This window comes from Massilia sp. UYP34 (assembly GCF_056279385.1).
Map to the genome: position 1 here is coordinate 108,401 of NZ_JBWBRF010000002.1, position 25,791 is coordinate 134,191.

Annotated in this window: 23 protein-coding genes and 1 pseudogene; 17 read left to right on the forward strand and 7 right to left on the reverse strand. The window is 68.6% G+C overall.

Annotated elements, in window-relative coordinates; all coding sequences use genetic code 11:
* Positions 1 to 86 precede the first annotated feature (86 nt).
* Positions 87 to 902 (forward strand): transporter, encoded by an 816-nt coding sequence (locus ACZ9AQ_RS03890; protein ID WP_429202686.1) that lies wholly within the window; start codon positions 87 to 89, stop codon positions 900 to 902.
* A 105-nt stretch (positions 903 to 1,007) separates the two neighbouring features.
* On the opposite strand, the gene fnr is transcribed toward ACZ9AQ_RS03890, so the two are convergent.
* Positions 1,008 to 1,769: a fumarate/nitrate reduction transcriptional regulator Fnr gene (fnr, locus tag ACZ9AQ_RS03895; protein ID WP_429202684.1), complete on the reverse strand. Its 762-nt coding sequence runs from the start codon at positions 1,767 to 1,769 to the stop codon at positions 1,008 to 1,010.
* Positions 1,770 to 1,967: 198 nt separating this feature from the next.
* On the opposite strand from fnr, the gene ACZ9AQ_RS03900 reads away from it, so the two are divergent.
* From ACZ9AQ_RS03900 to ACZ9AQ_RS03975, 16 genes are all read left to right on the forward strand, one after another.
* Entirely contained in the window at positions 1,968 to 2,651 is a 684-nt protein-coding gene (locus ACZ9AQ_RS03900; protein ID WP_429202683.1) for a TorD/DmsD family molecular chaperone, read from the forward strand.
* Positions 2,638 to 2,853, forward strand: coding sequence for a formate dehydrogenase (locus ACZ9AQ_RS03905; RefSeq protein WP_429202681.1), 216 nt, complete (start codon positions 2,638 to 2,640; stop codon positions 2,851 to 2,853). Before ACZ9AQ_RS03900 ends, ACZ9AQ_RS03905 begins: the two co-directional genes overlap by 14 nt.
* 17 nt (positions 2,854 to 2,870) lie before the next feature.
* Positions 2,871 to 5,690 (forward strand): formate dehydrogenase subunit alpha, encoded by a 2,820-nt coding sequence (locus ACZ9AQ_RS03910; protein WP_429202679.1) that lies wholly within the window; start codon positions 2,871 to 2,873, stop codon positions 5,688 to 5,690.
* 15 nt (positions 5,691 to 5,705) lie between these two features.
* Positions 5,706 to 6,389, forward strand: a complete 684-nt coding sequence (gene fdh3B / locus ACZ9AQ_RS03915) for a formate dehydrogenase FDH3 subunit beta (RefSeq protein ID WP_429202677.1) — start codon at positions 5,706 to 5,708, stop codon at positions 6,387 to 6,389.
* Positions 6,386 to 6,628: a hypothetical protein gene (locus tag ACZ9AQ_RS03920; RefSeq protein WP_429202675.1), complete on the forward strand. Its 243-nt coding sequence runs from the start codon at positions 6,386 to 6,388 to the stop codon at positions 6,626 to 6,628. Before fdh3B ends, ACZ9AQ_RS03920 begins: the two co-directional genes overlap by 4 nt.
* A gap of 9 nt (positions 6,629 to 6,637) precedes the next feature.
* A complete protein-coding gene (locus tag ACZ9AQ_RS03925) occupies positions 6,638 to 7,741 on the forward strand; it encodes a formate dehydrogenase subunit gamma (RefSeq protein WP_429202674.1) in 1,104 nt (367 codons plus the stop codon).
* 9 nt (positions 7,742 to 7,750) lie between these two features.
* The gene (locus ACZ9AQ_RS03930) at positions 7,751 to 8,191 is read left to right on the forward strand and encodes a hypothetical protein (RefSeq protein WP_429202672.1); all 441 of its coding nucleotides are present in this window, start codon (positions 7,751 to 7,753) and stop codon (positions 8,189 to 8,191) included.
* Positions 8,188 to 8,727 carry a hypothetical protein gene (locus ACZ9AQ_RS03935; RefSeq protein ID WP_429202670.1) on the forward strand — a complete coding sequence of 180 codons (540 nt, stop codon included), beginning with the start codon at positions 8,188 to 8,190 and terminating at the stop codon, positions 8,725 to 8,727. The genes ACZ9AQ_RS03930 and ACZ9AQ_RS03935 overlap by 4 nt, the downstream gene beginning before the upstream one ends.
* A 10-nt stretch (positions 8,728 to 8,737) precedes the next feature.
* The gene (locus ACZ9AQ_RS03940) at positions 8,738 to 9,181 is read left to right on the forward strand and encodes a DUF3305 domain-containing protein (RefSeq protein WP_429202669.1); all 444 of its coding nucleotides are present in this window, start codon (positions 8,738 to 8,740) and stop codon (positions 9,179 to 9,181) included.
* A complete protein-coding gene (locus ACZ9AQ_RS03945) occupies positions 9,178 to 9,699 on the forward strand; it encodes a DUF3306 domain-containing protein (RefSeq protein WP_429202667.1) in 522 nt (173 codons plus the stop codon). The genes ACZ9AQ_RS03940 and ACZ9AQ_RS03945 overlap by 4 nt, the downstream gene beginning before the upstream one ends.
* Positions 9,696 to 11,381: a 4Fe-4S binding protein gene (locus ACZ9AQ_RS03950; protein ID WP_429202666.1), complete on the forward strand. Its 1,686-nt coding sequence runs from the start codon at positions 9,696 to 9,698 to the stop codon at positions 11,379 to 11,381. The genes ACZ9AQ_RS03945 and ACZ9AQ_RS03950 overlap by 4 nt, the downstream gene beginning before the upstream one ends.
* Before the next feature lie 117 nt (positions 11,382 to 11,498).
* Positions 11,499 to 13,187 carry an AMP-binding protein gene (locus tag ACZ9AQ_RS03955; RefSeq protein WP_429202664.1) on the forward strand — a complete coding sequence of 563 codons (1,689 nt, stop codon included), beginning with the start codon at positions 11,499 to 11,501 and terminating at the stop codon, positions 13,185 to 13,187.
* Between the two features lie 22 nt (positions 13,188 to 13,209).
* Positions 13,210 to 13,704 (forward strand): VOC family protein, encoded by a 495-nt coding sequence (locus tag ACZ9AQ_RS03960; protein ID WP_429202663.1) that lies wholly within the window; start codon positions 13,210 to 13,212, stop codon positions 13,702 to 13,704.
* A gap of 38 nt (positions 13,705 to 13,742) precedes the next feature.
* The gene (locus ACZ9AQ_RS03965) at positions 13,743 to 14,294 is read left to right on the forward strand and encodes an SET domain-containing protein (protein WP_429202661.1); all 552 of its coding nucleotides are present in this window, start codon (positions 13,743 to 13,745) and stop codon (positions 14,292 to 14,294) included.
* A 48-nt stretch (positions 14,295 to 14,342) separates the two neighbouring features.
* Positions 14,343 to 15,539, forward strand: a complete 1,197-nt coding sequence (gene pncB, locus ACZ9AQ_RS03970) for a nicotinate phosphoribosyltransferase (protein ID WP_429202659.1) — start codon at positions 14,343 to 14,345, stop codon at positions 15,537 to 15,539.
* A gap of 142 nt (positions 15,540 to 15,681) precedes the next feature.
* Positions 15,682 to 16,068 carry a DUF4019 domain-containing protein gene (locus ACZ9AQ_RS03975; protein ID WP_476108118.1) on the forward strand — a complete coding sequence of 129 codons (387 nt, stop codon included), beginning with the start codon at positions 15,682 to 15,684 and terminating at the stop codon, positions 16,066 to 16,068.
* Positions 16,069 to 16,152: 84 nt separating this feature from the next.
* Here ACZ9AQ_RS03975 and ACZ9AQ_RS03980 read toward each other — a convergent pair.
* The 6 genes and pseudogenes from ACZ9AQ_RS03980 to ACZ9AQ_RS04005 form a co-directional block, all read right to left on the reverse strand.
* A pseudogene (locus tag ACZ9AQ_RS03980) lies at positions 16,153 to 17,100 on the reverse strand (L-dopachrome tautomerase-related protein); the annotation flags it as partial.
* A gap of 21 nt (positions 17,101 to 17,121) precedes the next feature.
* A complete protein-coding gene (locus tag ACZ9AQ_RS03985; RefSeq protein WP_429202657.1) occupies positions 17,122 to 18,312 on the reverse strand; it encodes a DNA topoisomerase IB in 1,191 nt (396 codons plus the stop codon).
* Between the two features lie 104 nt (positions 18,313 to 18,416).
* Positions 18,417 to 20,075 (reverse strand): Na+/H+ antiporter, encoded by a 1,659-nt coding sequence (locus ACZ9AQ_RS03990; protein WP_429202655.1) that lies wholly within the window; start codon positions 20,073 to 20,075, stop codon positions 18,417 to 18,419.
* Positions 20,076 to 20,328: 253 nt separating this feature from the next.
* Positions 20,329 to 22,197, reverse strand: coding sequence for a putative bifunctional diguanylate cyclase/phosphodiesterase (locus ACZ9AQ_RS03995; protein ID WP_429202654.1), 1,869 nt, complete (start codon positions 22,195 to 22,197; stop codon positions 20,329 to 20,331).
* A 182-nt stretch (positions 22,198 to 22,379) separates the two neighbouring features.
* Positions 22,380 to 24,629, reverse strand: a complete 2,250-nt coding sequence (locus ACZ9AQ_RS04000) for a hybrid sensor histidine kinase/response regulator (RefSeq protein WP_429202652.1) — start codon at positions 24,627 to 24,629, stop codon at positions 22,380 to 22,382.
* Entirely contained in the window at positions 24,626 to 25,780 is a 1,155-nt protein-coding gene (locus ACZ9AQ_RS04005) for a pyridoxal phosphate-dependent aminotransferase (RefSeq protein ID WP_429202650.1), read from the reverse strand. The genes ACZ9AQ_RS04000 and ACZ9AQ_RS04005 overlap by 4 nt, the downstream gene beginning before the upstream one ends.
* Positions 25,781 to 25,791: the final 11 nt, after the last annotated feature.

The window sequence follows — 25,791 nt, forward strand, 5'->3', positions numbered from 1 at the left end:
CGGGCGCCGACGGCGTAGAATGGCCGGGTTGCGACGGCGCCGGCCCTGCCTTCGCATCCTGTGTCCAATCTCGCCTATCCGACCGCATGATTTTTCCACCATCCCTTACGCGCCCGCGCCGTCAGGCAGCGCTCCTCGTGCTGGCTTGCAGTGCCGGGGCGGCCCTCGCCGATGACGGCGACGCCATCAATCCCGACCGCCCCGACGTCGCCAACTCCAGCCAGGTGGTCGGCCATGGCCGCTTGCAGCTCGAGATCGGCGTCGACTGGGCTCGCCAGCGCAACGACGACCTGCACGTGCGCACCTTGAGCACGCCGGCGCTGCTGCGTATCGGCCTGGGAGACACGACGGAACTGCGCGTCGAGACCGACGGCCGCAGCATCGAGCACGCCGTCGATCCGGCGACGCGCGCACGCACCACGAGCGCGGGCTGGAACGCCACGTCGATCGGATTCAAATGGCGTTTTGCCGACGGCGAGGGCGTGCGTCCTGCGCTGGGGCTGATCGGCGCCATCGCGCTGCCGACCGGCAGCGCGGCACTGCGGGCCAAGGGTGTCCTGCCGCAGATGGTGCTGGCAGCGGAATGGGAGCTGCCAAACGGCTGGTCGCTGGCCGTGACGCCGGGCGCCGGCGCCGATGTGGACGATGACGGCGCGCGTTACCGCTACGCAATCCTGGCGGCGTCGCTGGGCAAGAAATTCACTGAACGCGTCCAGGGATTTTTTGAAGTGGCGGCGCCGCAGATCGCCTCGGCGTCGCATGGCTGCGATCGGGTGCAGGTCGACGCGGGCGTGAGCTGGCGACTGAACAGGAATTGCCAGGTCGATGCGATGGTGGTGCATGGGCTGAATCGGCATACGCCCGATCTGGGCCTGGCGTTCGGGTTATCGGTGCGACGCTGAGGCCGCAGCGGTTGCATCGGTCATCCGCGGTGCAGCCGATCGCCCCGGCGCACGCGGTCGTCACTGCGCAGGTGCAGCTCGCAAGAGAGCCGCGGCGTCATGGCTTCACGCCATCGGGCTGCAGGCGTCGGTGCCGGCCGCCAGCGCCTTGAGCTTGACCGGATCGAGCAGCGTCACTTCGCGCCTGTCGACGTGGAGCCAGCCCTGCTTCCGAAAGCGCGACAGCAGGCGGCTGACGCTCTCGATGGTCAGGCCCAGGTAGTTGCCGATGTCTTCGCGCGACATGCGCAGCTGGAAGCGGTCGGCGGCATAGCCGCGGGTGGCGTAGCGCGCCGACAGGTTCACCAGGAATACGGCGAAGCGCTGCTCGGCGCGCATGTTCCCGAGCAGGAGCATGACGTTCTGCTCGCGCGTGATTTCCTGGCTCATGATGCGGTGAAAGTGACGCAGCAGGGTCGGCACCTCGCCGAACAGGTCTTCCAGCCGCGTGAATGGAATCTCGCACACCTCCGAGTCTTCCAGCGCCACCGCGTCGCAGTGGTGGGTGCCGCTGATCGCGTCCATGCCCAGCAGTTCGCCGGCCATCTGGAAGCCGGTGATGTGGGCAGCGCCGGCGGCGTTCACCAGGCTGGTCTTGAAGTGGCCGAAGCGCACCGCGTACAGGTTGCGAAACGGCTCGCCCACGCCGTACAGGCGCTCGTCGCGCGCGAGCCGGCGGCGCCGGCCGATGATCTGGTCCAGGCGATCGATCTCGGCGTCGTCGAGGCCCATCGGCAGGCACAACCGGTGCATGCTGCACTGGGCGCAGGACTTGAGCGCATGGAGGTTCAGGTGCGGCTCGGCTTGCCGGGGCAGGGGCTGGCTCATCAGGAATGGTCGTTGTTGTTCGGCACACCGGGAATTATAGACGCCTTGCCTGGCTGATCCTCCTGCACTGCCGCTCGTCGAATTTCTTGCAAGAATTGTGATGCACGCTGCCGGAATGCGTTGGCCGCAACTGTGCGCGCTCGATATGAATCGGCGTCTACACTTGGTCCACAACTTGGACAACTGGAGTGATCGACAGTGTCATCTTCAAGTGCGAGCGGGTCCGCCGATACCGCCTTCTTCGCGGTTGCCGCGCCGGCCGCACCGCCCAGCGGCGAAGACCAGGCCAGGGCCGACCTCTACGCCTTGCTCTCGCGCCTGCTCCTCGCGGCGCCCGACGCCGCCTTGCTCGCCGCGCTCGCCACCAGCGATCCGATCCTGGCCGAGGGCGGCGATCCGGCGCTGGAACGCGCGTGGGAGCCATTGACCCTGGCGTCCGGCGTCATGGACGCCGAGACCGTCCACGCTGAATTCAACGCGCTCTTCGTCAGCATCGGCACGCCGCCGGTCGACCCGTATGGCTCGCGCTACCTGGCCGGCTACATGAACGACACGCCGCTGGCGCTGCTGCGCGCAGACCTGGCGCGGCTTGGCCTCGCGCGCATGCGCGGCCGGGGCGAGTTCGAGGACCACCTTGGCGCGCTGTGCGAGACCATGCGCGTGCTGGCCGCCGGCGCCCCCGGCATCCGGCGCCAGCCGCTGGCGCTGCAGCGGCGGTTCTTCGAGGCCCACATCGGCGGCTGGTGCATGCGCGCGCTGGACGACATCGCCGCTGCCGACGGCGCCAACTATTACCGCCTGGTCGCGCGCTTCGCGCAGGCATTCCTGGCAATCGAGGCGGAAAGCTTTGAAGTGGAAGGGGAGACCGATGAGCAAGCATGACCAACAGACGCCGGGCCAGCCCGATCCGGCGCGGCGCTGCTTCCTGAAGGCGGCTCCGCTGGGCGCGCTGGCGGTGGCCGCCGCCGCCCCGGCAAGCGCGGCCCTGGAGGCCGCCCCGGCGGCGCCCGACCCCAGGGTCAAGCGCGGCTACCACGAGACGGAGCACATCCGCCGCTACTACGAGACCGCCGCCTACTGGTAGGCAAGCCGAGGTATCCCATGTCACTGGTCAAGTCTACGCGCGACAGCGCCCTGAAGCGGCGCCACTTCCTGGTCGGGGCCGGCGTCGCCGCCGGCGCCGGCGCCCTGGCGCGCCACCTGCCGCTGAACGTGATCGAAGCGGCCCAGGCCGATCCGGTGCCGAATACCCCGGTGCCCACCGAGGTCAAGCGCACCGTATGCAGCCACTGCTCGGTCGGCTGCTCGGTGGACGCGGTGGTCGCCAACGGCGTCTGGGTGCGGCAGGAGGCCGCCTTCGATTCGCCCATCAATATGGGCGCCCACTGCGCCAAGGGCGCCTCGGTGCGCGAGCACGCCTTCGGCGAACACCGCCTGCGCTATCCGATGAAGCTGGTGAACGGCAAGTACCAGCGCATCTCCTGGGACCAGGCGATCGACGAGATCGGCGACAAGCTGCTGCAGCTGCGCAAGGACGCGGGGCCGGATGCGCTGATGGTGATCGGCAGCTCCAAGCACAACAACGAGCAGGCCTACCTGCTGCGCAAATGGGTGTCGTTCTTCGGCACCAACAACTGCGACCACCAGGCGCGCATCTGCCACTCGACCACGGTCGCGGGCGTGGCCCAGACCTTCGGCTACGGGGCGATGACCAACTCGTTCAACGATCTGCACTACAGCAAGGCGGTGCTGTTCATCGGATCCAACCCGGCCGAGGCGCACCCGATCTCGATGCTGCACTTCCTGCACGCCAAGGAGCTGGGCGCCAAGATGATCGTCATCGATCCGCGCTTTACCCGCACCGCGCGGTTCGCCGACCACTACGTGCGCGTGCGGCCCGGCACCGATATTCCGCTGGTGTGGGGCATGCTGTGGCATATCTTCAATAACGGCTGGGAAGACAAGAAGTTCATCGAAGAGCGCACCTGGGGCATGGAGGACGTGCGCGCCGAGGTCATGAAGTGGCCGCCGGCGAAGGTGTCGGACGTGACCGGCGTGCCGGAATCGGCCGTGCGCATGGCGGCCGAGATGCTGGCCACCAACCGTCCTTCGTCGGTGGTCTGGTGCATGGGCATTACCCAGCACCATGTCGGCACCGCCAATGTGCGCGCGCTGTCGATCCTGCAACTGGTGCTGGGCAATATTGGCATCCCGGGCGGCGGCGCCAACATCTACCGCGGCCACGACAACGTCCAGGGCGCGACCGACGTCGGCCCCAATGCCGATTCGCTGCCCGGCTACTACGGCCTGGCCGAAGGCGCCTGGAAGCACTTCGCCGCGGTCTGGGGCGTCGACTACGAATGGATCAAGTCGCGCTACGGTTCCCGTGAGCTGATGGAAAAGCCCGGAATCACGGTGTCGCGCTGGTTCGACGCGGTCAACGAGCAGAACCAGTTCATCGACCAGCCGAGCAATCTGCGCGCCGTGCTGTACTGGGGCCACGCGCCGAACAGCCAGACCCGCCTGCCGGACATGAAGGCGGCCATGCAGAAGCTCGACATGATGGTCGTGATCGACCCCTATCCGAGCATGACGGCGGCGATGCACGGCCGCACGGACGGCGTCTACCTGCTGCCGGCGGCGTCGCAGTTCGAGACCCAGGGCTCGTGCACCGCCTCGAACCGTTCGATCCAGTGGCGCGAGCGCGTGATCCAGCCGCTGTTCGAATGCAAGACCGACCAGGAGATCATGTACCTGTTCGCGCGCAAGCTGGGCTTCGCCGAGGAACTGTGCAAGAACATCAAGGTAGTGCACAACGAGCCGGTGATCGAGGACATCCTGCGCGAGATCAACCGCTCGTGCTGGACCATCGGCTACACGGGCTGCTCGCCCGAGCGGCTCAAGCTGCACATGGAAAACAAGCACACGTTCAACCCGACGACGCTGCGCGCCGATTCCGGCCCGTGCAAGGGCGACTACTACGGCCTGCCCTGGCCATGCTGGGGCACGCCGGAAATGAAGCACCCCGGCACGCCGATCTTGTACGACCTGAGCAAGAGCGTGGCCGAGGGCGGCCTGCCGTTTCGCGCCAACTGGGGCGTCGAGCATAACGGCTCGAGCCTGCTGGCGGCCGACGGCTCGGCCAACAAGCACAGCGAGCTGGACTTCGGCTACCCGGAGTTCGACCACGTGTTCCTGAAAAAACTGGGCTGGTGGGCCGAGCTGACCCCGGCCGAGCAGGCCATGGCCGATGGCAAGAACTGGAAGACCGACCTGTCGGGCGGCATCATCCGGGTCGCCATCGCCCACGGCTGCGCGCCATTCGGCAATGCGCGGGCGCGCTGCAACGTCTGGAACTTCCCCGATCCGGTGCCCGTGCACCGCGAACCGCTGGCCACGCCGCGGCGCGACCTGGTGGCGCAGTACCCGACCTACGACGACAAGGCCAACCACTGGCGCCTGCCGACGCTGTATCAATCGGTGCAGGCGGTCGACTTTTCGAAAGACTTCCCGCTGATCATGACGTCGGGCCGCCTGGTCGAGTACGAGGGCGGCGGCGAGGAAACCCGTTCCAATCCCTGGCTGGCCGAGCTGCAGCAACACATGTTCGTCGAGATCAACCCGCGCGACGCGGTCCAGATCGGCGCCAGGCTGGGCGAGTACGTGTGGCTCGAGACGCCGACCGGGGCGCGCATGAAGATGATGGCGATGGTCACCGAGCGCGTGCCGGTGGGCCTGGTATGGGCGCCGTTCCACTTCGGCGGCTGGTGGATGGGCGAAGACCTGGAGCAGCATTATCCCGAACATGGGGCGCCGATCGTGCGCGGCGAGGCCATCAACACTGGCTGGACCTATGGCTATGACGCCGTGACCATGATGCAGGAAACCAAGGTATCGCTGTGCCGCGTGGTGCGCGCCTGAGCTGAGGAGACCGACATGCCAGCAAGAATGAAATTCATCTGCGACACCGAGCGCTGCATCGACTGCAACGGCTGCGTGACCGCCTGCAAGAACGAGCACGAACTGGCCTGGGGCATCAACCGGCGCCGCGTGGTGACCATCAACGACGGCATCCCGGGCGAGCGCTCGGTGTCGGTCGCCTGCATGCATTGCACCGACGCACCGTGCCTGGCCGTGTGCCCCACCAACTGCATCTACCACACCGAGGACGGCATCGTCCTGCACAGCAAGGACCAGTGCATCGGCTGCGGATACTGCTATTACGCCTGCCCGTTCGGCGCGCCGCAATTTCCCGAGTCGGGCCTGTTCAACCACCGCGGCAAGATGGACAAATGCACGTTCTGCGCCGGCGGCCCGGAACCGGACACCTCGGAAGCCGAGTTCAAGAAATATGGCCGCAACCGCATCGCCGAAGGCAAGCTGCCGGCCTGCGCCGAGCAGTGCGGCACCAAGGCGCTGCTGGGCGGCGACGCCGACATCATCGCCGACATCTATCGCCAGCGGGTCGAGACGCGCGGCTATGGCCCGCAGCTGTGGGGCTGGAAGATCGCCTACGGCAGGCCGAAACGCGGCGGCGCGTACAAGGCCGAGGGCAACTTGCCGCGCGTCAACCAGGACCTGCGCGATGCGCAGAACAATCCGCGGAGGTTCCCGACATGAAGCCCTCAACATCGTGCCCGGTGCGCCTGGTCCCGATCCTGCTGACCGTGCTGCCGGCCGTGCTGCTGGCCGGCTGCCTCGAAGTGGACCAGCACCCGCTGTGGCTGCACGGCGAGTACGCCGGCAAGAAGGACGATCGCCACTACCAGCGCCGCTTCCACAACGACCGGCTGGCCTGGTGGGCCACGATCGAGAACCGCAACGGCAAGCAGAACGAATACAACCGGGCCAACCCCTGAGGAGGCGACATGCGAGCGAACACCAAGGCGTCCCGCGCCGCGCCACTCCTGGCGCTGCGCGCCATGCTGTTCCTGGCGGCGGCGCTGGCCTTGTCGTCCAGCTGGGCCGGCGTCAAGAACGAGCGCGCCACGCCGGCGTATGCCGAAGAGCAGACCATGCTGCAGATCGAGGCCGATTCGGCGGTGCCGGATCCGGGCCTGCTGCAGTCCGAATCGGGCCGCGTGCACATGGACCGCCATTACCTGGGCCAGTACGGCAGCACGGAGGGCAACGTCATCGTCCAGCGCGGCGGCAACACCTGGCGCCACTTGCGCAACGGGCCGCTGGCGAGCATCGCCGGCTTCCTCCTGCTGGCGGCGCCGCTGGCGATCTTCGTGTTCTACCGCACGATCGGCCCGGCCAGCCAGGTGGCCGAGGCCGGGCGCAAGCTGCAGCGCTTCAATCGCTGGGAACGCCAGGTGCACTGGGCCACCGCCTTCAGCTTCATCGCCCTCGGCGTCACCGGCATCATCATCATGTATGGCAAGAAGATCCTGCTGCCATGGATGGGGCACGACCTGTTCTCGTGGGTGGCGATCATCTCGAAATACCTGCACAACTTCGTCGGGCCGCTGTTCATCCTGTGCTCGATCCTGATGTTCCTCACCTTCCTGAAGCGCAACTTCTACAACCGCGCCGACTGGCAATGGGTCAAGCAGGGCGGGGGCATCGTCAGCCACAAGCACGTCCCGGCGGGCTTCTTCAATGCCGGCGAAAAAACCTGGTTCTGGGGCGGCGTGGCGCTGCTGGGCCTGATCATGTCGGTCACTGGCCTGGTGCTCGACTTCGCCGTCGGCCAGACCCGCTACGTGATGCAGGTGGCCAACGTCCTGCATGTGGGCGCCGCGGCGCTGTACATGGCGGCCGCGATGGGCCACGCGTACATCGGCACCTGGGGCACGCCGGGCGCCTATGAGGCGATGCGCTACGGCACGGTGGACGAGAACTGGGCCAAGGCCCACCACCGGTTGTGGTACGAACAGATGAAGACCGGCGTCCCGCCCGGCATGGACAAGGACGGCAACATGGTGCCTGGCCAGGGCGGCCAACCGCGACCCGGTCCGGCGCACTGAGGAATGGTGATGAAACGACGCACTGCATCGACGATCGGCGGCATGGCCCTGGCGGCCATCGTGCTGGCCGCCTGCGACCGCGACCAGGCGCCTGCCGCCAACGGCGTGATCCAGACCAACTACCCCGGCCAGGTCTCGGCCGGCGGCATGACCAGCGGCCAGATCATGGCGCGTACGGCGCGGCCGGAAACCGACGCCACCTATGCCGGCGGCACGCCGGGCACCGCCGGCGGCTCGGGCGGCAATACCAGCGGCGCCGAGACCGGCGGCGCGACCCGGGAAACCGGCCAGGGGCCGTCGAGCGGCGTCACCCAGCCCTCTAGCGCCGGGCGGGAAGGCAGCAATCTGCCGTCGGGCGAGCATCGTCCCAGCGCGCCGGCGCCGGGAAGCACCGAAGCGCCAGCGGCCAGCAATGCCGCGCCCCAGGGGCAGTCAGGAGGGACACGATGATGACCAGGCGATTGCGCGCCTTGCCGGCGCTGGCGTTCGGCTTGAGCCTGGCCGGCGCATCCTGGGCGGCCCTGCCGCCGCCTTCGCCGGCCCAGGCCCAGGCCGCGGCGGCGAAGAAGGCCGAGGCCGACGCCAAGGCGGCCAGGGACAAGGACGCATTGCACGCGTCGATGGACCGGATCAGCGCCCAGTGGCGCCAGCGCGCCGCGCAGGAGGGCTGGACGATCAGGCCGCCGCCGCCCGTGACCGGGCCGCTGGGTGTCGCCGCCTCCGATCCCACCCCGGCCGGCGCCGGCGTGCCGGCGCCGGCCCCTGCCGGCGGCGCCCCCGGCACCTCGGGCGCCGCGCCGGCCACGGCCGCCGCGCCGCGCGGGGCGCGTGCGCTGCACGCGGCCGAAGTGCCGGTCAAGAGCGAGAAGCTGGGCACGGCGCGGCCAAGCGAGGACGTCAAGCAGGGGCCGACCCGGTCCCTGCCGGCCGGCGCCGCGCCGACCGTCAACAAGCATGGCGTCCCCGACGACGCCACGAAGCAGTGAAGGGGCCGCGATGAAAATGGGAAGCATGCCGGTCGCCATCATCATGCAGCGGCGCGCGGTGCGGCACCGCTGGGGCGACATGGACAGCTGGGCTGCGGTGGGCATCGTGCCGGACCGCGGCGAGCTGCCGCGCCTGTCGGTGCTGAGCCAGAGCGCGGAACGCGACGACTACCTGGTGCGCGGCCTCGAACTCGAACTGTACACCGACGAGAACGAAGGCTATTACGAGAACGTGATGGCGCCGGAATCGAAGGTGTTCGTGCTGTGGCGCATGGAAGACGGCCGCGCGATGCCGGCGCGCGCCTCGGTGAGCTATGTCGAGGGCACGCGCATGTTCGATTCGGGCGAAGCGGCCGACGGCGTGACCATGCCGGCCGAGATCTACAGCTGGGTCGCGGGCTACCTGCGCGAGCATTTCACGCCGCGCCCGCGCAAGGGCAGGCAGCACGGATGAGCGCGGACGTCATGGCCGAGGAAGGATTCCTGCGCCGCTGGGCGCGCCTGAAGGCGGCGCCCGCGCCGGCGCCCGAGCCGGCGCCGGCCAGCGTTGCGGAGCCGGCCGGCAGCGCCGCGCCGCCCCTTGCCGCGCTGGAGGACGAACGGGCGCTTCCCACCCTGGACGACGTGGCCCGGCTCACGCCGCAATCCGATTACTCGGTCTTCGTCGCCAAGGGCGTCGACAAGACGGTGCAGCGCATGGCGCTCAAAAAACTGTTCGCCGATCCGGGCTTTGCGGTGATGGACGGCCTGGACATCTACATCGCCGACTACACCCAGTCCGCGCCGCTCACCGACGCCATGCTGGCTTCGCTCAGGCACGCACCGGGGGTGCTGAACCGGCTGCTGGGCGAGCACGAGGATGAGCACGAGCACGCAAATGAGGACAAGCACGAGCACGAGGACGAGCACAAGGACGAGCTTGGCCCGGCGGCCGAAGGCGCGCCGGGCACGCCGACACAAGGGACCCCATGACTAGCCGATTCGACGACGCCGCAGCTTTCGACCCCGTCCAGGACGGCCGCGACCGGGCCGCCCGCCAGGCCGCGCTGCAGGCGGCCCGGGATGTTCCCGACGTCGAGGCGGCCGTCACGGTCGACTACCGTTCGCACGGACGCACGCTGGTGGTGGGCAGCGCGCTTGACGCGCTGGCCCTGGCCGACCGGCTGGCCGGCACCTTGCCGGTCACCGCGCTGCTGCTGGACGAGCCAGGCGGGCAGCCGCGCCCGTATCCGGTGCACAAGGTGGAGAACGTGGCCGTGGCCGGCTGGCTGGGCGCCTTCGAAGCGCGCTGGCGCGCGGCCGGCGAGCCGGTCAGGGAGAGCGGAAAGGGCCGGTTCGACCTGGTGCTCGACCTGTGCCCGGCGCGCCTGATCGCCAGCCACCAGCGCCCGCACGGTTATTACGCACCCGGGCGCGACGAGGCGGCGCGCCTGGCCGCGGTCGAGGCCCTGCAGGGCATGGTCGGCGACTTCGAGAAGCCGAAATACTTCAGCTACAAGGAGCGCATCTGCGCCCATGGCCGCAACGGCATCCACGCCTGCAGCGCCTGCGTCGACATCTGCTCGGCGCAGGCGATCGTGAGCGACGGCGACCGGGTGAAGGTCAACCCGTATCTGTGCGCCGGCTGCGGCGCCTGCGGCGCCGTATGCCCGACCGGGGCCATGAGCTATGTCTATCCGCCGGTGCCGCTGACGGGCAAGCGCATCCAGGCCGCCCTGCGCGCGTTCCGCGCGGCGGGCGGCGCGCAGCCGGTGCTGCTGCTGCACGATGCGCAGGGACGGGACGCGATCGCGCTGCTGGCCGAGCGCCTGCCGGGGCGCATCCTGCCGTTCTCGCTGCACCACGTCGCCTCGACCGGCATCGACGTCTGGCTGGCGGCGCTGGCCTATGGCGCGGCCGGCGTCGCCGTGCTGACGACGGGCACTGAAGCGCCCCAATACGTGCAGGCGCTGGGCGAGCAGATGGGCATCGCCCAGGCCGTGCTCGATGGCCTGGGCTATGCCGGGCCGCACTTCCAGCTGCTCCAGCTGCGGAACTCGGCACTTTCCGCAGCCGAGGAACTGGCGCTCGCGCTGCGTCATGCGCCGCGCGGCGAGGCCCCATCGGCGCCGGCGGTGTTCCACCTGTCGGTCGAGAAGCGCACCACCCTGGACTACGCGCTCGACCACCTGCACCACCACGCGCCGGTGCAGCCGCTGCACATCGAGCTGCCCATGAAAGCGCCGTTCGGCGCGCTGGCCATCGACCGCCAGGCCTGCACCCTGTGCATGTCCTGTGCCGGCGTCTGCCCGGCCAATGCGCTGCAGGACGGGCAGGGCGCGCCGCAGCTGCGCTTCATCGAAAAGAACTGCGTCCAGTGCGGCCTGTGCGCCAATACCTGCCCCGAGGACGCGATCGCGCTGACGCCGCGCATCTCGTTCGCGCCGGAGCGCTTGCAGGCGGTGGTGCTGAACGCATCGCAGCCCTTCCACTGCATCCGCTGCAGCAAGCCTTTCGGCACATTGCAGATGGTCGAGAACATGCTTGGGCGCCTGGGGGCCCACCCGGCGTTCGCGGCCAACCTCGATCGCCTGCGCATGTGCGGCGACTGCCGCGTGATCGACATGATGACGCCCGGCGACGAGATGCAGGTGACGCCGCTGCGGCGCAACTAGATATTACCCAACCGTCAGGCGTCACCGCCGGCCGAATCGGTGGCAGAATGGTCGCAAGGCGGGGGCATCAACCGATGCACCCCGCCATCCACATGGCATAGCGACCAGGAGACACCCATGACGCCAACCCAGCGCTTCGTGCAGGCGCGCGACTTCCTCCAGCGGCACCGGCTCGACTACGACACCGCCTACCGCGATTTCGAGCAACCCGCGCTCGACCGCTTCAACTGGGCGCTCGACTTCTTCGACCACCAGGCCCGAAATAATCACGCTCCCGCCCTGTGGGTGGTCGAGGAAGACGGCAGCGAACGCAAGATCTCCTTCGCCGACATGGCCGCGCGCTCGAGCCAGGTGGCCGAATACCTGCGCAATCTCGGCGTGCGGCGCGGCGAACGGGTGCTCCTGATGCTGCCGAACCGGGTCGAGCTGTGGGAAATCATGCTGGCCGGGATCAAGCTGGGCGCGGTGCTGGTGCCGACCACGATCGCGCTGGCGGGCGACGACCTGGCCGACCGCCTGGAGCGCGGACAAGTGAAACACGTGGTTGCCGAGGCCGGCGAAGCCCACAAATTCGCGGCAATCCCCGGCAGCTACACCCGGATCGCGGTCGGGTGCGCGCATGGCGCGCCGACCGGCTGGCACGATTACGAGGACAGCCACGACGTGGCCAGCGTCTTCGTCCCCGAGGGCGAGACCCGCGCCACCGATACGCTGCTGCTGTACTTCACCTCCGGCACCACCGCGAAACCGAAGCTGGTGCTGCACACCCACCAGAGTTATCCGGTCGGCCACCTGTCGACCATGTACTGGATCGGCCTGCAGCCGGGCGACGTCCACTGGAACATCAGCGCGCCCGGCTGGGCCAAGCATGCCTGGAGCTGCTTCTTCGCGCCGTGGAACGCGGGCGCCACCGTGTTCGTGTTCAATTTCGAACGCTTCAGCAGCCGCGCCGTGCTCGACACGCTGGTGCGGTGCGGCGTGACCTCGCTGTGCGCGCCGCCGACCGCCTGGCGCATGCTGATCAAGGAAGACCTGGCCGCCTGGAAGCCCGCGTTGCGCGAACTGGTCGGCGCCGGCGAACCGCTCAATCCCGAAGTGATCGAGCAGGTCGAGCGCGCCTGGGGCATACGCATCCGCGACGGCTTCGGCCAGTCCGAGTCGAGCTGCCAGATCGGGAACTCGCCGGGCCAGCCGATCAAGCCGGGCTCGATGGGCCGTCCGTTGCCGGGCTACCGCGTCGCGCTGCTCGATCTCGACGACCGGCCGGCGGCGGAGGGCGAAATCTCGGTGGAACTTGCGTCGAATCCGATCGGTCTCATGGTCGGCTACGAAGGCAACGAGGAAAAGACGCGGGAAGTGATGCGGGCCGGCTACTACCACACGGGCGACACGGCGAGCGTGGACGGCGACGGGTATTATTTCTATGTCGGCCGCAACGACGACGTGTTCAAGTCATCCGACTACCGTATCAGCCCATTCGAGCTCGAGAGCGTGCTGATCGAGCACGAGAGCGTGCTGGAGGCCGCCATCGTGCCCAGTCCCGACCCGCTGCGCCTGGCCGTGCCGAAGGCCTTCGTGACGCTGCGCGCCGGGGTGGAGCCGAGCCGCGAGATGGCCGCGGCGCTGTTCGCCTTCACGCGCGAGCGGCTGGCGCCGTACAAGCGGATCCGGCGCATCGCCTTCCGCGAGCTGCCCAAGACCATCTCGGGCAAGATCCGGCGCGTCGAACTGCGCCGCGAGGAAGCGGGGCGCAGCGCCGGCGCCGGGGACACGGCCGAGTACTGCGCGGAGGATTTTCCGGCTTAGCCGTCCTGACAGGAGAACGACCATGCAACTGCACGCGCCGATCCAGCCCTGCCTGTGGTTCGATACCCAGGCCGAAGAAGCGGCCAAGCACTACATCTCGATCTTCCCCGACTCGCGCATCACGCACGTGTCGCACTACGGCGCGGCCGGCCGGGACGTGCACCGCATGACGCCCGGCAGCGTGATGGCGGTGCAGTTCGAAATCGACGGCCAGCCCTGCATCGCCATGAACGGCGGGCCGCTGTTTCGCTTCACCGAAGCCGTCTCCTTCATGGTGATGTGCGACAACCAGGAGCAGATCGATTATTACTGGGAGCGCCTGGGCGAGGGCGGGGATGAGGCGGCGCGCCAGTGCGGCTGGCTGAAGGACCGGTACGGGCTGTCGTGGCAGGTGACGCCGACCGACATCATGTCGTTGATGGCCGGTCCGCACGCCGACGCCGTCATGACGGCGCTGCTGCCGATGAAGAGGATCGACGTCGCCGCCTTGCGCGCCGCGGCCGGACTTTCCCGATGAAGCGTGCGGCCAGTGCGCGCCGATTGACGCCATAATGGATGCATTCATTCAATCGTCCATTCGGCACCCAGATGACCAACAAGAAGAGCTCCACCAAGGGCGGCGGCAAACCCGCCGACACCGACCCGATGGTCGAGGTACGCCAGTCGAGCGTCCACGGCAACGGCGTCTTTGCACTGCGCCCGATCGCCGCCGGCGAACGCATCATCGAGTACAAGGGCCAGCGCATCGAATGGGACGAGGCGACCCGGCGCGCCGAGAAGGCGGGTGGGCCGATCAACCATACCTTCTATTTCAGCCTGGCCGACGGCCGCGTGATCGACGGCGGCCGCGACGGCAACGACGCGCGCTGGATCAACCACGCCTGCACGCCCAACTGCGAAGCCTTCGAGGACGACGGCAAGGTCTATATCCACGCCATGCAGGACATCGAGGCCGGCGCAGAGCTGAACTACAATTATGCGCTGATCTACGACGAGCGCCACACGCCCAAGCTCAAGAAGCTGTTCGCCTGCCGCTGCGGCACCCCCGGTTGCACCGGCACCATGCTGGCGCCAAAGCGATCTTCAAAGCGCCGCGCCGGGAAGTAGGCGACAATACCGCTTGTCGCGCCCGTTGCGCACATGCCTGGAGCCTTGATGAAACCCGTAGTCCGCAGCCTGCTGGAGACCGATCTTTACAAGTTCACGATGTGGCAGGCCTTGCTTCACAGCCACCCCGGCGCCACCGGCGAATACGAATTCCGCTGCCGTAACGAGCCGGCCTACCCGCTGGCCGAACTCAAGGACGACGTCGAGCGCGAGCTTGACTACCTGTGCGGCATGATGTTCACCGAAGGCGAGGTTGCCTACCTGCGCGGCCTGCGCTTCATCAAGAGCGACTTCGCCGACTTCCTCACCCTGTTCCGCTTCCAGCGCAAGTTCATCCGGGTCGACACCGAGGGCCCGCGCCTGGTGATCCGCGCCAGCGGCCCGCTGGTGCACGTGATGGGCTTCGAGATCTTCGTGCTCTACATCGTCAACGAGCTGTACTTCCGCCGCTTCGACCAGCAGGAAGCGTTGCTCGAGGCGCGGCGCCGCCTGCAGTTGAAGATCGACGAACTGCGCGCCTTCGGCGACGAGGCGCCGCGCGCCAATCCCTTCGAGTTCTTCGACTTCGGCGTGCGCCGCCGCTATTCCGGCGAGTGGCACGACGAAGTGGTGACGACCATGGCGGGCGAGCTGCCGCAGTACTTCAAGGGCACCTCGAACGTGTATCTCGCGTATAAGCTCAGGCTGACGCCGATCGGCACCATGGCCCATGAATACCTGCAGGCCCACCAGTCCTTCGGCACCCGCCTGCGCGACTTCCAGAAGGCGGCGCTCGAGAACTGGGTGCAGGAATACCGCGGCGACCTGGGCACGGCCCTGACCGACGTGGTGGGCATGGACGCCTTCCTGGCGGACTTCGACCTGTATTTCGCCAAGCTGTTCGACGGCCTGCGCCAGGATTCGGGCGACCCGTTCGTGTGGGGCGAGAAGGCGCTGGCGCACTACGCCAAGCTGCGCATCGATGCGCGCACCAAGCGCCTGGTGTTTTCCGACTCGCTCACCGTGCCCAAGGCGCTGGAGCTGTACCGTCACTTCGCCGACCGCGTGATGACCGGCTTCGGCATTGGCACCAAGCTGACCAATGACACGCCCCACAAGCCGCTGAACATCGTCATGAAGCTGGTGCGCTGCAACGGCCAGCCGGTGGCCAAGCTGTCCGACACCAAGGGCAAGTCGCAGAGCACCGACGAGACCTTCATCGCCTACCTGCGCCAGGTGTTCAACAAGTACGATGCGGGGGACTGAGGAGCGACTGAGGGGTGACTGAGCCCTGGCGTGCGCAATTGTGTGAGATTGTGCGGCGCCGGGACGCGCTATGCTGTCGGCGTTCGATCCTTTCCACACGGAGTCCGCCATGAAACAGCTCGCACCGATCGCCCTCGCCATGATGTTCGCGCTGCCCGTCGCCGCCGTGCATGCGCAGGAAACCGAACACAGCAAGGCGGGGGTGGCCGCCGCCGGGCACTGGCTCGCGCTCGCCGACGCGAGCAAGGCAGCCGAGACCTGGAGCAGCGCCGGCGCGGTGTTTCGCGCCGCCGTCACCGCCGAGCAGTGGAGCGGCATGCTGGCGGCGGCCCGCGCGCCGCTGGGCGAACTCGCATCGCGCACCCTGGCCAACGCGCGCCATACCCGCACGCTTCCCGGCGCGCCGGAAGCCGACTACGTCGTGATCCAGTACGGCGCCGTGTACGCCAACCGTCCGGGCGTGACCGAGACCGTGGTCACGACCCGCGAGGCGGACGGCTGGAAGGTCATTACCTATCTGATTCAGTAAGCTTCCACAACTCGGCAGCGCCGCCGGCGCGTCCGGCTTGAAGAAACTCGAATCCTGGATGTGCGAGGTCGTCACGTAGATCGTGCCGTCCGGCCCCTGAGTGAAGGTGTCCGGCCAGCGCAGGCGCGGATCCTGCACCACCATCCGCACCTCGGCCTGCGGTCCGGCGTCGAGGTCGCGCATCTTGATCGCGTCGTCCTGCACCGAGGTCAGGAACAGGCGGTTGCTGCCACGGTCGAACAGCAGGCCGTCGTTGACGCCGTTGTGGCCGTATTCCTCCACTGCGTCGCCTACGTCGCCGCCTTTCAATCCGCGCTCGATCAGCACTTGCGTGGGGATGCGGTACAGGGTATCGCCCTTGATCGCCTGCCAGTACAGCCAGGCGCCGTCGCCAGACAGTTCGATGCCGTCGGCCGAGAACTCCACCCCGCGTCCGTCCGGCCGGCGCAGCACCTGGCCGTCGGCTTTCACGTTCAAGCCCTTCTTCATCTGGGTCGACGGATGGCCGTCGAGCAGGCGCGCGGTCTTGTCGTTGGCGAGGTCGACCACCAGGATGGCGCCGACCACGCCCGAGTCGGTGATGTAGGCATAGTTGCCGTCGTTCGAGAAGCGCACGTCGTTCAGGTAGGAGCCCTGCGGCGCCGTGTCCTCGTCGAAGGCGATCGTGCGCACGACCTTGTCGTTCGCCAGGTCGACCTGCACCAGCTTGGCGCCGCCGGACACCAGGTGGGCCTGGGCCGGCGCCGCCGGGTCGAGCACCCACAGGCTGCCGCGGCCGTCGGCCACGACGCTCTGCACGCAGACCCAGTGGTCGTTCGGGGAGACCTCGTCCTTGCGCGCATTGCGCCAGGCGTTCCATTCCTGGTCCGGGTAGGGCCGCAGCGAACCATCCGCTGTCAGTTCGGCCACCGAAACGGCGTTGTCCTCGGTCCAGCGCGGGAAGTTGACGAAGATGCGGTTATCCTCGGACACCGAGACGCCGGTGACCTGATGGTCGAAACGGGCGACGAGTTCGATCTTGTGTGTGGTCATGCCAGTCCTTTCGTGATGCGCTCAAGCGGCCGCGCGGGCGGCCGGGCGCGATGGTTTGCGGGTCGCGGCCTTCTTCGGCGCAGGCTTGCCGCGTGGCGCCGGGGGCCGCGGATGATCTTGCAACTGCGCCTGCTCGTGGCGCAGGCGCTGCTGCAGCATGGCCAGCACCGCGGCTTCCTCCGGTTGCAGGGCGTGCAGGTCTTCCTGCAGCGTCTCCTCGGTGCGCTCGCGCAACACCTCGATCGCGGCGCCGTCGAGATAGGCGTCCAGCACCGCCGGGTGCACGTAGCACTTGCGGCAGACCGACGGCGTATTGCCGAGCTTCTCGGCCACCGATTCGATCGCGCGCACGATGTTCTTCTTGGCCTGGGTCTCGGAATCGAATTTTTCGAACTCCTGCAGGGCCAGCGCCGCCAGCACGGTGCCCGACCAGGTGCGGAAATCCTTGGCGGTATAGTCTTCGCCGCTGATGGCGCGCAGGTAGTCGTTGACGTCGCTCGAATCGATGGCGTGGGTCGCGCCGTCCTCGTCCACGTACTGGAACAGTTCCTGGCCCGGCAGGTCGCGCGAGCGCGCGACGATGCGCGCCAGGCGCCGGTCGTGCACCCTGACCTTGTGATAGACGCCGCTCTTGCCGCGGAAGCTGAACTCGACGTCGCTGCCGTCGACCCTGGCGTGCCGGTTGCGCAGCGTCGTCAGCCCGAACGATTTGTTGGTGCGCGCGTATTCCTCATTACCGACGCGCATCATGGTCGTCTCGAGCAGGTAGACGATGGTGGCCAGCACTTTTTCGCGCGGCAGGCCGGGCAGGCGCAGGGCGCGGTCGACCTCGGCGCGGATGGCCGGCAGGGCCTGCCCGAACTTGAGCATGCGCTCGTACTTGACTTCGTCGCGCGCTTCGCGCCACTTGGGGTGATAGCGGTATTGCTTGCGGCCGCGGGCGTCGCGCCCCGTCGCTTGCAGGTGACCGTTCGCTTGCGGGCAGATCCAGACGTCTTGCCAGGCCGGGGGAATCACGAGGCGCTTGATGCGCGCCAGCGTGTTGTCGTCCGTGACCGTTTCGCCGCGGGCGTCGAGATAGCGAAAGCCATCCCTGACGGCCTCGCGCCGGATGCCGGGCCGGTCGTCATGGACGTAGCGCAGGCCGGCCGCGCGCGCGGCGGCGGGTGGATCGCTGGGGACGGCGTCGGCATCGGCTTTTTTGCTGGGCATGGCAGGTTCGCTGGAAGGTGGATCGTCCAGCCGATGCTACCCGTGCATTCCTATGCACACTGTACGCGAAGTAACGCAGGCGCGCTCCGCGGCAGACCGTGCGCTCAGCGGTAACGCGCCTCGACCAGGTCGATCTCGCGCAGCAGCTTGCGCGCGATCTCGTCCGACAGCTGGTTGTGGCGCGCCATGCGCAGCAGCACGGCGCGCTCCTGCTCGAGCGCGGCCAGTCGGTAGTGGCGCTCCGCATCCTCGGCGGCGCGGGCGCGCGCCGGCGCGATGCCGGCGCCGCCGGCGTTGCCCTGCCAGCCGTCGAGACGGTACTGGTACAGGCTGCGCACCTGGTCGGCCGCGCTGGCGTGCATCTCGGCCGCGCCGTCGGCGTCGCACCCCGGGGGCGGCGCCGGCGGCGGAGCCGCCGCGATCGCCTCCAGCGCCGCCAGCGCGGCGGCATGGCGCGCCTGGTCTTCCTCGCTTTCGTGGGCCGCTTCGGCCGGCAGTTCGAGGCCGCGCAGCACGCGCGGCAAGCCGACGCTGGCCAGCACCAGCGACACCACGATCACGGCGCTGGCCAGGAAGATCACCAGGTCGCGCCCCGGGAACGGCGTCCCGTTCGGCATCGCCAGCGGCAGGGTGAGCACGCCGGCCAGGGTGATCGCGCCGCGCACGCCGGCCAGCGAGGTGGCCAGGATCAGGCGCGGATTCGGACGGTAGACGGCCTGCTGCTGGCGCCGCGCGGCAAGCAGGGTCAGGCGCAGCGAGACCCAGACCCAGATGAAGCGCAGCAGGATCAGGCCGACGCTGATGGCCAGCGCATTGCCCAGCAGCCACCAGACATCGTTGGCCGCCGGCAATTCGGGCGCACCGAGCGCGGCGCTGACGATGGACGGCAGCTGCTCGCCCAGCAGCACGAACATCACGCCGTTCAGCGCGAACTGGACGGTATCCCACACCACGGCGCGGCGCACGCGGGTGGTCGCCAGCGCGCGGCCGCTGAGTTCGACGTAGCTCATCGTGATGCCGGCCGCCACCGCCGCCAGGATGCCCGAGGCTTGCAGGTGCTCGGCCGCCAGGTAGGCGCCGAAAGGCAGCAGCAGGTTGACCAGGATCGGCGAGCCGCTTTCCTCGCCGATGCGCGCCGCCAGCGTGCGCTGGGCCCAGCTGACGGCGACCGTCAGGCCGACGCCGATCGCGATGCCCGCGAGCGCCACCCACAGGAAGGTGAGGGCGGCGTCGCCCAGCGAGAAGGTGCCGGTGAGCGCGGCCGCCACCGCGAACCGGAAGCACACCAGGCCGCTGGCGTCGTTGAGCAGCGACTCGCCCTCGAGGATGTGCATCAGGCGCGGCGGAATCGGCACCCGCGCCGCGATCGACGACACCGCGACCGGGTCGGTGGGCGCCAGGATCGCGGCCAGCGCGAACGACACGGCCAGCGGCAGCGACGGGATCAGCCAGTGGATCAGGAAGCCCGCGCCGATCACGGTGAACAGCACCAGGCCGAGCGCCAGCTCGAGGATGGTCGAGCGGTCGCGGAACAGGCCCACCTTGGGGATGCGCCAGCCATCGAGGAACAGCAACGGCGGCAGGAACACGAGGAAGAAGATGTGCGGTTCGAGCCGCGCGCCGTGACCCGTGGCGCCGGAAATGGCGGCGCCGAGCGCGATCTGGACCAGCGGCAGGGGAACGGCGAACGGCAGTATCCGCACCAGGTAGCCGCTTGCCACCACCGCCAGCAGCATTGCCAGTACGATGCCCACCTCATCCATCGATATCGCTCCCGTTCAAAAAAAGCATGATAAGGGATGCGGGACGATCGCGTTGGACGGCAGTGCCTGCGCCGGGCTCCGGTCAGCTGTCCCCCTGAGCATGTGCACCGGCTTCCCGGTTTCTCCTTGCTCCACCATCGCGGGTACGCGCTGCAGTTGCGTACGCTCGTCGTCGTCCTTGCGCACGAGACCAGCTTGCGCCGGATGGCGACATGCGCCGTCTGCAGCGCTTGCGCGGCGGGTACGGCGAGGCTCAGGCTGAAACGCGCAGATGCTCGAGCAGAGCTGCCAGCGGCATCGGCCGATGGAACAGGAAGCCCTGCATGCTGGCATTGCCGTGGCGTGCGAGATACCTGGCCTGGGCCTCGGTCTCGACGCCTTCGGCGACCACGCGCAGCCCCAGGTGACCGGCCATCGACAGGATCGATTGCACGATCGCGGTGCCGTCCTTGTCGTGCGGGGTGTCACGGATGAAGCTCTTGTCGATCTTGAGCTCGTACAGCGGCATGCGGGTCAGGTAGGCCAGGCTCGAGTAGCCGGTGCCGAAATCGTCGACCGAGATGCGCACGCCCAGCGCCGCCAGCGCGTGCATGCGGTCGATGGTCTGGTCGAGGCGGTCGACCAGCAGGCCTTCGGTCACCTCGAACACCAGCTGGCCGGGCGGCACGCCGGTGTCTCGCAGGATGCTTTCCACCCGCGCCACGAAGTCGGGCTGGCGAAACTGCACCGGGCTGACGTTGACCGACAGCGGCAGCCGATGGCCGGCGCGCGCCAGCGCATGCCAGGCCAGGCAGGCTTCGCGCAGCACCCACTCGCCCAGCGGCACGATCAGGCCGCTCGACTCGGCGATCGGGATGAACTGGTCGGGCGGTACGCTGCTGCCGTCCTGGCGGCGCCAGCGCGTCAGGAGCTCGGCCCCGCTCGGGCGCCGTGCGCCGTCGACCTGCAGCTGCAGGTGCAGCGACAGCTCGCCGTGCTCGAGGGCCTGGCCCAGGTCGCGCTCGAGGGTCAGGCGGCGCTCGGCGTCGCGCAGCATGCCGGCCTCGAACAGGGCCACGCCGTTGCGGCCGCGCGCCTTGGCGTGGTACATGGCGGTATCGGCCTCGCGCAGCAGGTCGTGCACCGGGAGCGGCGCGCCTGCCGCCGCGGTCAGCGCGACGCCGATGCTGGTGGTGGCGTAGTAGCCCTGGCCGTCGATGATCATCTTTTCGCACAGCGCCGCGCGGACGTTTTCTGCCAGCGCCAGCGCGCGCGTGGCGGCGGCGCCGGCGTCCGCGCCCAGGTCGTCCAGCAGCACCACGAATTCGTCGCCCCCCAGGCGCGCCACGCAGGCCTGCGCTCCGGCCGCCGCCGCCAGGCGCGTGGCCGCCTGACGCAGCATCTGGTCGCCGACGGCATGGCCGCGCGCGTCATTGACGTTCTTGAAATTATCGAGGTCGACGTACAGCACGGCGCCCCGGCTGTTGCTGTGGCGCGTACGCTCGGCCAGTTCGGCCAGGCGGTCCATCAGCAGGCGCCGGTTCGGCAGGCCGGTGAGCATGTCGTAGAAAGCCAGGCGGTTGACGGCGTCGGCGGCGGTGCGCGCTTCCTGCGCCGAGCGCGCCAGGCCCTTGAGCAGGGTGCCGGCGGCAAAGGTGATGAGGCCGCCCACGCAGCTGAAGTTGATCGCCACCACCAGCGAGGACAGCAGCGGATCGGTTTCCACTCCCGGCACGTACAGTCGCGCATAACCGTTCATGCCGAATACCACGATGCATAGCGCGCCGAGGGCCAGCGCGAGGATGCCGTGCCGGTTGCCGAGCAGGATCACGGCCATGATCGGCGGCGCCATCAGGTAGTTCAGGCTCACCGGCCCCACCGCCAGCATCAGGCCGATGGCGACCATGAACAGCATGGCCAGGAAGTTCAGCACGCGGAAGGTGTGGGGCAGGCGGTCGAGGCGCCAGATGGCGAAGATCCAGGCCAGCGCCACCGCATCCATCACCGCGATCTGCCACAGGCCCTGGCGCAGCGCCAGGGCGATGCTCGGCAATGCGGCGCTGGTGCCCAGCACCAGCACGATCGGCAGCAAGGTAGAGAAAACGCGAACGCGCCATTGCGCGATATCGTCAGGCGCAACCATCAGGCAGCATCCAGGTCAGCATGCCCACAGAATTTCTCCAAAGTGCATAAATTTGCTCAGTGGCAATTCTATGTAGATTGCATGGAGCCTGTCACGCGATATTTACGATGATGTTGTTCCGAGACGACCACATGTGACATGGCGACGGGCCCGCGCCGCCGCGCTGCGGGCCCGCTGGTGGTTCAGCGCGCGGCGGCGGTGGTCAGCAGCTCGCCCAGTTGCAGCGTATTGACCGGCTTGACCAGGTAATGGTCGAAGCCGGCCTGGCTGGCCGCCTCGCGGTCTTGCTGGCGCCCATAGCCGGTGGCGGCGACCAGGGTCGCGTCGCTGGTCTGCGGCAGCCGGCGCAGGCGGCGCGCCAGTTCGTTGCCGTCCATGTCGGGCAGGCCGATGTCGAGGATGCAGACCTGGGGCGCGAACACCTTGGCGATCTCGATCGCGTCGACGCCGCAATAGGCGACCTCGACCTCGTAGCCGGTGGCGCGCAGGAACAGGTTGAGCGTGTGCGCGGCGTCGAGGTTGTCGTCCACCACCAGGATGCGCAGCGCGTTCGGCGGCGGCGCATCCAGGATCGGGCTGCCCGCGGGGAGGTGGCCCGGCAGTTGCGCGGGCAGGGGCACGCTCTCCTGCCGGTGGCGCGGCAGGCGCACGCTGAAGGTGCTGCCGTGGCCCAGGCCCGCGCTGCGCGCGCCGACGCTGCCGCCATGCAGCTCGACCAGGCTCTTGGCCAGCGCCAGTCCCAGGCCCAGGCCGCCCTGCGAGCGGTCAGGGGTGCGCTCGGCCTGGGTGAACAGGTCGAATACCCGCTCGACCAGGCTCGCCTCCATGCCGATGCCGTCGTCGCTCACGCTCAATTCCCAGTCGCCGTCGACCTCCAGCAGCTGGAGCTGGATGTGCCCGCCCTCGGGCGTGTACTTGGTGGCGTTGCCCAGCAGGTTGGCCACTACCTGCACCAGGCGCTTGTGGTCGCCCTTGACGTGGGCCGGGCCGGCCGGCAGGTCGAGCACCACCTTGTGGCGCCGCGCGCCGATCAGTGGACGGATCTGCTCGGCGGCGTCGTCGACCACGTTGCGCAGGTCCAGCACCTGGGTCGACAGCGACACCAGGCCGCGCGTCACGCGCGACACGTCCAGCAGGTCGTCCACCAGGCTGGTCATGTGCTCGACCTGGCGCGCGATGATGGCGCAAGTCTGGGTGATCTGGGCGTTATCCGAGTGCAGCAGCTTGAGCAGGTGGGCGCCGGTGCTGATCGGCGCCAGCGGATTTCTCAGCTCGTGCGCCAGCATCGCCAGGAATTCGTCCTTGCGCTGGTCGGCGGCACGCAGCTCGCGCTCGGCCTGGCTGCGCGCGGCTTCCTTCTTCTGCAGGTTTTCGGCCATTTCGTCCAGCGCCGCCGCCAGCCGCCCGATCTCCTCGTTGCCGTAATCGATCCGGGTGCGCGCATCGAGTTCGCCGGCGGCGATACGGCGCGCTACCGTGGTCAGGCCGCGCACCCGCTGCACGATCAGTTTTTCGCCGGCCAGCCAGGCAGCCAGCAGCGCCAGCACGGTGGTGGCGCCCAGGCCGAGCAGGGACATGAACTGGGCGTCGCGGGCTACCTGGGTGATCAGGTCGGTCGGCATCCCGATGGTAATGGTGTAGTCGGTGAGGGCCGGCGAGCCGACGCGGGCGAAGGCGTGCAAGCGCTCGATCCCGTCCTCGCCGGGCACCACCACCGCGCGGTCATGCGGCCCGCGCATGGCGTCCAGCAGCGCACCGCTGATGCGCTTGCCGAACCAGCGCTCGGGCTCGGGGCGGCGCGAGATCAGGTTGCCCGAGGCGTCGGCCGTCTCCAGGATCGAGCCCGGCGGCATGCTGATGTTGTTGACGAAGGTGTCGAGGCTCGCCAGGTCCATGGCCGCGAACACCACCGCCACCACGTCGCCCGAGCGGTCGATGACGGGATAGGTGAGATTGATCGTGTGCTTGCGGATCACGCGCCCGAACACGTAGTCGCTGGCGATGAAGCGGCGTTCGGCGATCGCGCGCTTGAAATGGCTGCGGTCGCCCAGGTTGACCGGGTGGAGCATCGGCACCGCGCTGCAGGTGATGTCGCCGTTCAGCTGGATCAGGCCGAAGTTGACGTAGCCCTCGTTGCGGTCGAGGACATTGGCCAGCAGGGCATTGCAGTCGGCGGTGTCGCCCATCAGGTCGGGCACGCTGACCAGGTCGACCAGGATCTGGCGCGCGCGGTCGATCGACTGCGCTTCGTTGGCGGCCGCCAGGACGGTGAGGCGCTTGAGGTTTTCTTCCGAGGCGCGGATCGCCGCCTCGCGCTCGCGCAGGCCGCCCAATATGGTGACGACGGCGATCGGCGTGATCGCCAGCAGCACCAGCAGCATCAGGCGGCTGCGCAGGCTGTTCAGGCGAAAGCGTCCCAGCAGACTGCTCATCGAGGCTCCGCCAGCCGCGCACCGAACGCAAGGATGCGGCGCACGCCTTCCATCAGGGTGTCTTCGTCGTCCGAGATGTAGCCGATGCGGATGAAGCCGGGCGCGCCGAGCGCGTCGCCGGGCATCAGCGCCACCCGTTCCTCGTCCAGCAGGCGCTCGGCGAAGCCGACCGTGTCCATGGTGAGCCCACGCACGTCGCCCCACAGATAGGGACCGGAAGCCGGCGCCTGCATGGAGATCCAGGGCGCCGCGGCGAACCGGCGCACCACCAGGTCGCGCCGCGCGCGATAGTCGCGCAACAGGTCGTGCGGGGCGCCGGTGGCGAAGGCCGCCGCCGCCGCCACCTGCGACAGGTGCGGCGCGGCGGCCGTGATCGGTCCCTGCAGGGTCTGCATCGCATTCACCAGCGCGGACGGCGCGAGCGCGAAACCGACCCGCCAGCCCATCATGGCATAGCTCTGCGAGGCCGAGAACAGGGTGACCACGCCCAGAGCGCGCCAGTCGCACAGCGCCGCCAGCGTGACGTGCTCGCCGTCATAGATCAGGTGTTCGTAGCTCTCGTCGACGATCACGTGCACCGCGCCGGCCGCCGCCCAGTCGCGCACCAGTTCCAGCTCGCGCCGGGTGAACACCTTGCCGGTCGGGTTGTGCGGATTGTTCAGGACCAGCACCTTGACCTTGCCGAGGCCCGCCAGGCAGGCTTCGGTCAGCGTCTCCGGCAGGTCGGCCAGCACCACCTCGAGTCCCAGCAGTTCGGCGGTCGCGAGATAGGCCGGCCAGTGCGGACGGAACACGGCGATGCGGTCGCCCGGATCGGTCATCGCGTACAGCGCCTGGTAATACGCCTGCTTGCAGCCATTGGTCACGATGATCTCATCGACCTGCGCCTCGACCCGATTCTCGCCGGCGAGCTTGGCGCGCAGCGCCTCGCGCACCTTCAGCGCGCCGCCCACCTCGGTATACGGCAGTGTGCGCTCGCGCTCGATGGTCCCGGAGACCGCGTCCAGCACGCCGGCCGGGGCCGGGAAGTGCGAAATCGCGATCGAGAAATCGATGACGCGCTCACCGGCATTGCGCAGCGCCTCGGCGCGACCATGCATGGCGGTGGTGGCAAGAGGGCGGGAGCGCGCGATTCGGTCTGAGATCTTCATCTTGTCGGTGG

Coding starts and splice junctions, on each gene's coding strand:
- ACZ9AQ_RS03965 (WP_429202661.1), top strand. CDS start 13,743: ATGCATTCATTCAATCGTCCATTCGGCACCCAGATGACCAACAAGAAG.
- ACZ9AQ_RS03945 (WP_429202667.1), top strand. CDS start 9,178: ATGAGCGCGGACGTCATGGCCGAGGAAGGATTCCTGCGCCGCTGGGCG.
- fdh3B (WP_429202677.1), top strand. CDS start 5,706: ATGCCAGCAAGAATGAAATTCATCTGCGACACCGAGCGCTGCATCGAC.
- ACZ9AQ_RS03930 (WP_429202672.1), top strand. CDS start 7,751: ATGAAACGACGCACTGCATCGACGATCGGCGGCATGGCCCTGGCGGCC.
- ACZ9AQ_RS03890 (WP_429202686.1), top strand. CDS start 87: ATGATTTTTCCACCATCCCTTACGCGCCCGCGCCGTCAGGCAGCGCTC.
- ACZ9AQ_RS03990 (WP_429202655.1), bottom strand. CDS start 20,075: ATGGATGAGGTGGGCATCGTACTGGCAATGCTGCTGGCGGTGGTGGCA.
- ACZ9AQ_RS03905 (WP_429202681.1), top strand. CDS start 2,638: ATGAGCAAGCATGACCAACAGACGCCGGGCCAGCCCGATCCGGCGCGG.
- ACZ9AQ_RS03940 (WP_429202669.1), top strand. CDS start 8,738: ATGAAAATGGGAAGCATGCCGGTCGCCATCATCATGCAGCGGCGCGCG.
- fnr (WP_429202684.1), bottom strand. CDS start 1,769: ATGAGCCAGCCCCTGCCCCGGCAAGCCGAGCCGCACCTGAACCTCCAT.
- ACZ9AQ_RS03950 (WP_429202666.1), top strand. CDS start 9,696: ATGACTAGCCGATTCGACGACGCCGCAGCTTTCGACCCCGTCCAGGAC.
- ACZ9AQ_RS03995 (WP_429202654.1), bottom strand. CDS start 22,197: ATGGTTGCGCCTGACGATATCGCGCAATGGCGCGTTCGCGTTTTCTCT.
- ACZ9AQ_RS04005 (WP_429202650.1), bottom strand. CDS start 25,780: ATGAAGATCTCAGACCGAATCGCGCGCTCCCGCCCTCTTGCCACCACC.
- ACZ9AQ_RS03960 (WP_429202663.1), top strand. CDS start 13,210: ATGCAACTGCACGCGCCGATCCAGCCCTGCCTGTGGTTCGATACCCAG.
- ACZ9AQ_RS03925 (WP_429202674.1), top strand. CDS start 6,638: ATGCGAGCGAACACCAAGGCGTCCCGCGCCGCGCCACTCCTGGCGCTG.
- ACZ9AQ_RS03985 (WP_429202657.1), bottom strand. CDS start 18,312: ATGCCCAGCAAAAAAGCCGATGCCGACGCCGTCCCCAGCGATCCACCC.
- pncB (WP_429202659.1), top strand. CDS start 14,343: ATGAAACCCGTAGTCCGCAGCCTGCTGGAGACCGATCTTTACAAGTTC.
- ACZ9AQ_RS04000 (WP_429202652.1), bottom strand. CDS start 24,629: ATGAGCAGTCTGCTGGGACGCTTTCGCCTGAACAGCCTGCGCAGCCGC.
- ACZ9AQ_RS03935 (WP_429202670.1), top strand. CDS start 8,188: ATGATGACCAGGCGATTGCGCGCCTTGCCGGCGCTGGCGTTCGGCTTG.
- ACZ9AQ_RS03975 (WP_476108118.1), top strand. CDS start 15,682: ATGTTCGCGCTGCCCGTCGCCGCCGTGCATGCGCAGGAAACCGAACAC.
- ACZ9AQ_RS03955 (WP_429202664.1), top strand. CDS start 11,499: ATGACGCCAACCCAGCGCTTCGTGCAGGCGCGCGACTTCCTCCAGCGG.
- ACZ9AQ_RS03910 (WP_429202679.1), top strand. CDS start 2,871: ATGTCACTGGTCAAGTCTACGCGCGACAGCGCCCTGAAGCGGCGCCAC.
- ACZ9AQ_RS03920 (WP_429202675.1), top strand. CDS start 6,386: ATGAAGCCCTCAACATCGTGCCCGGTGCGCCTGGTCCCGATCCTGCTG.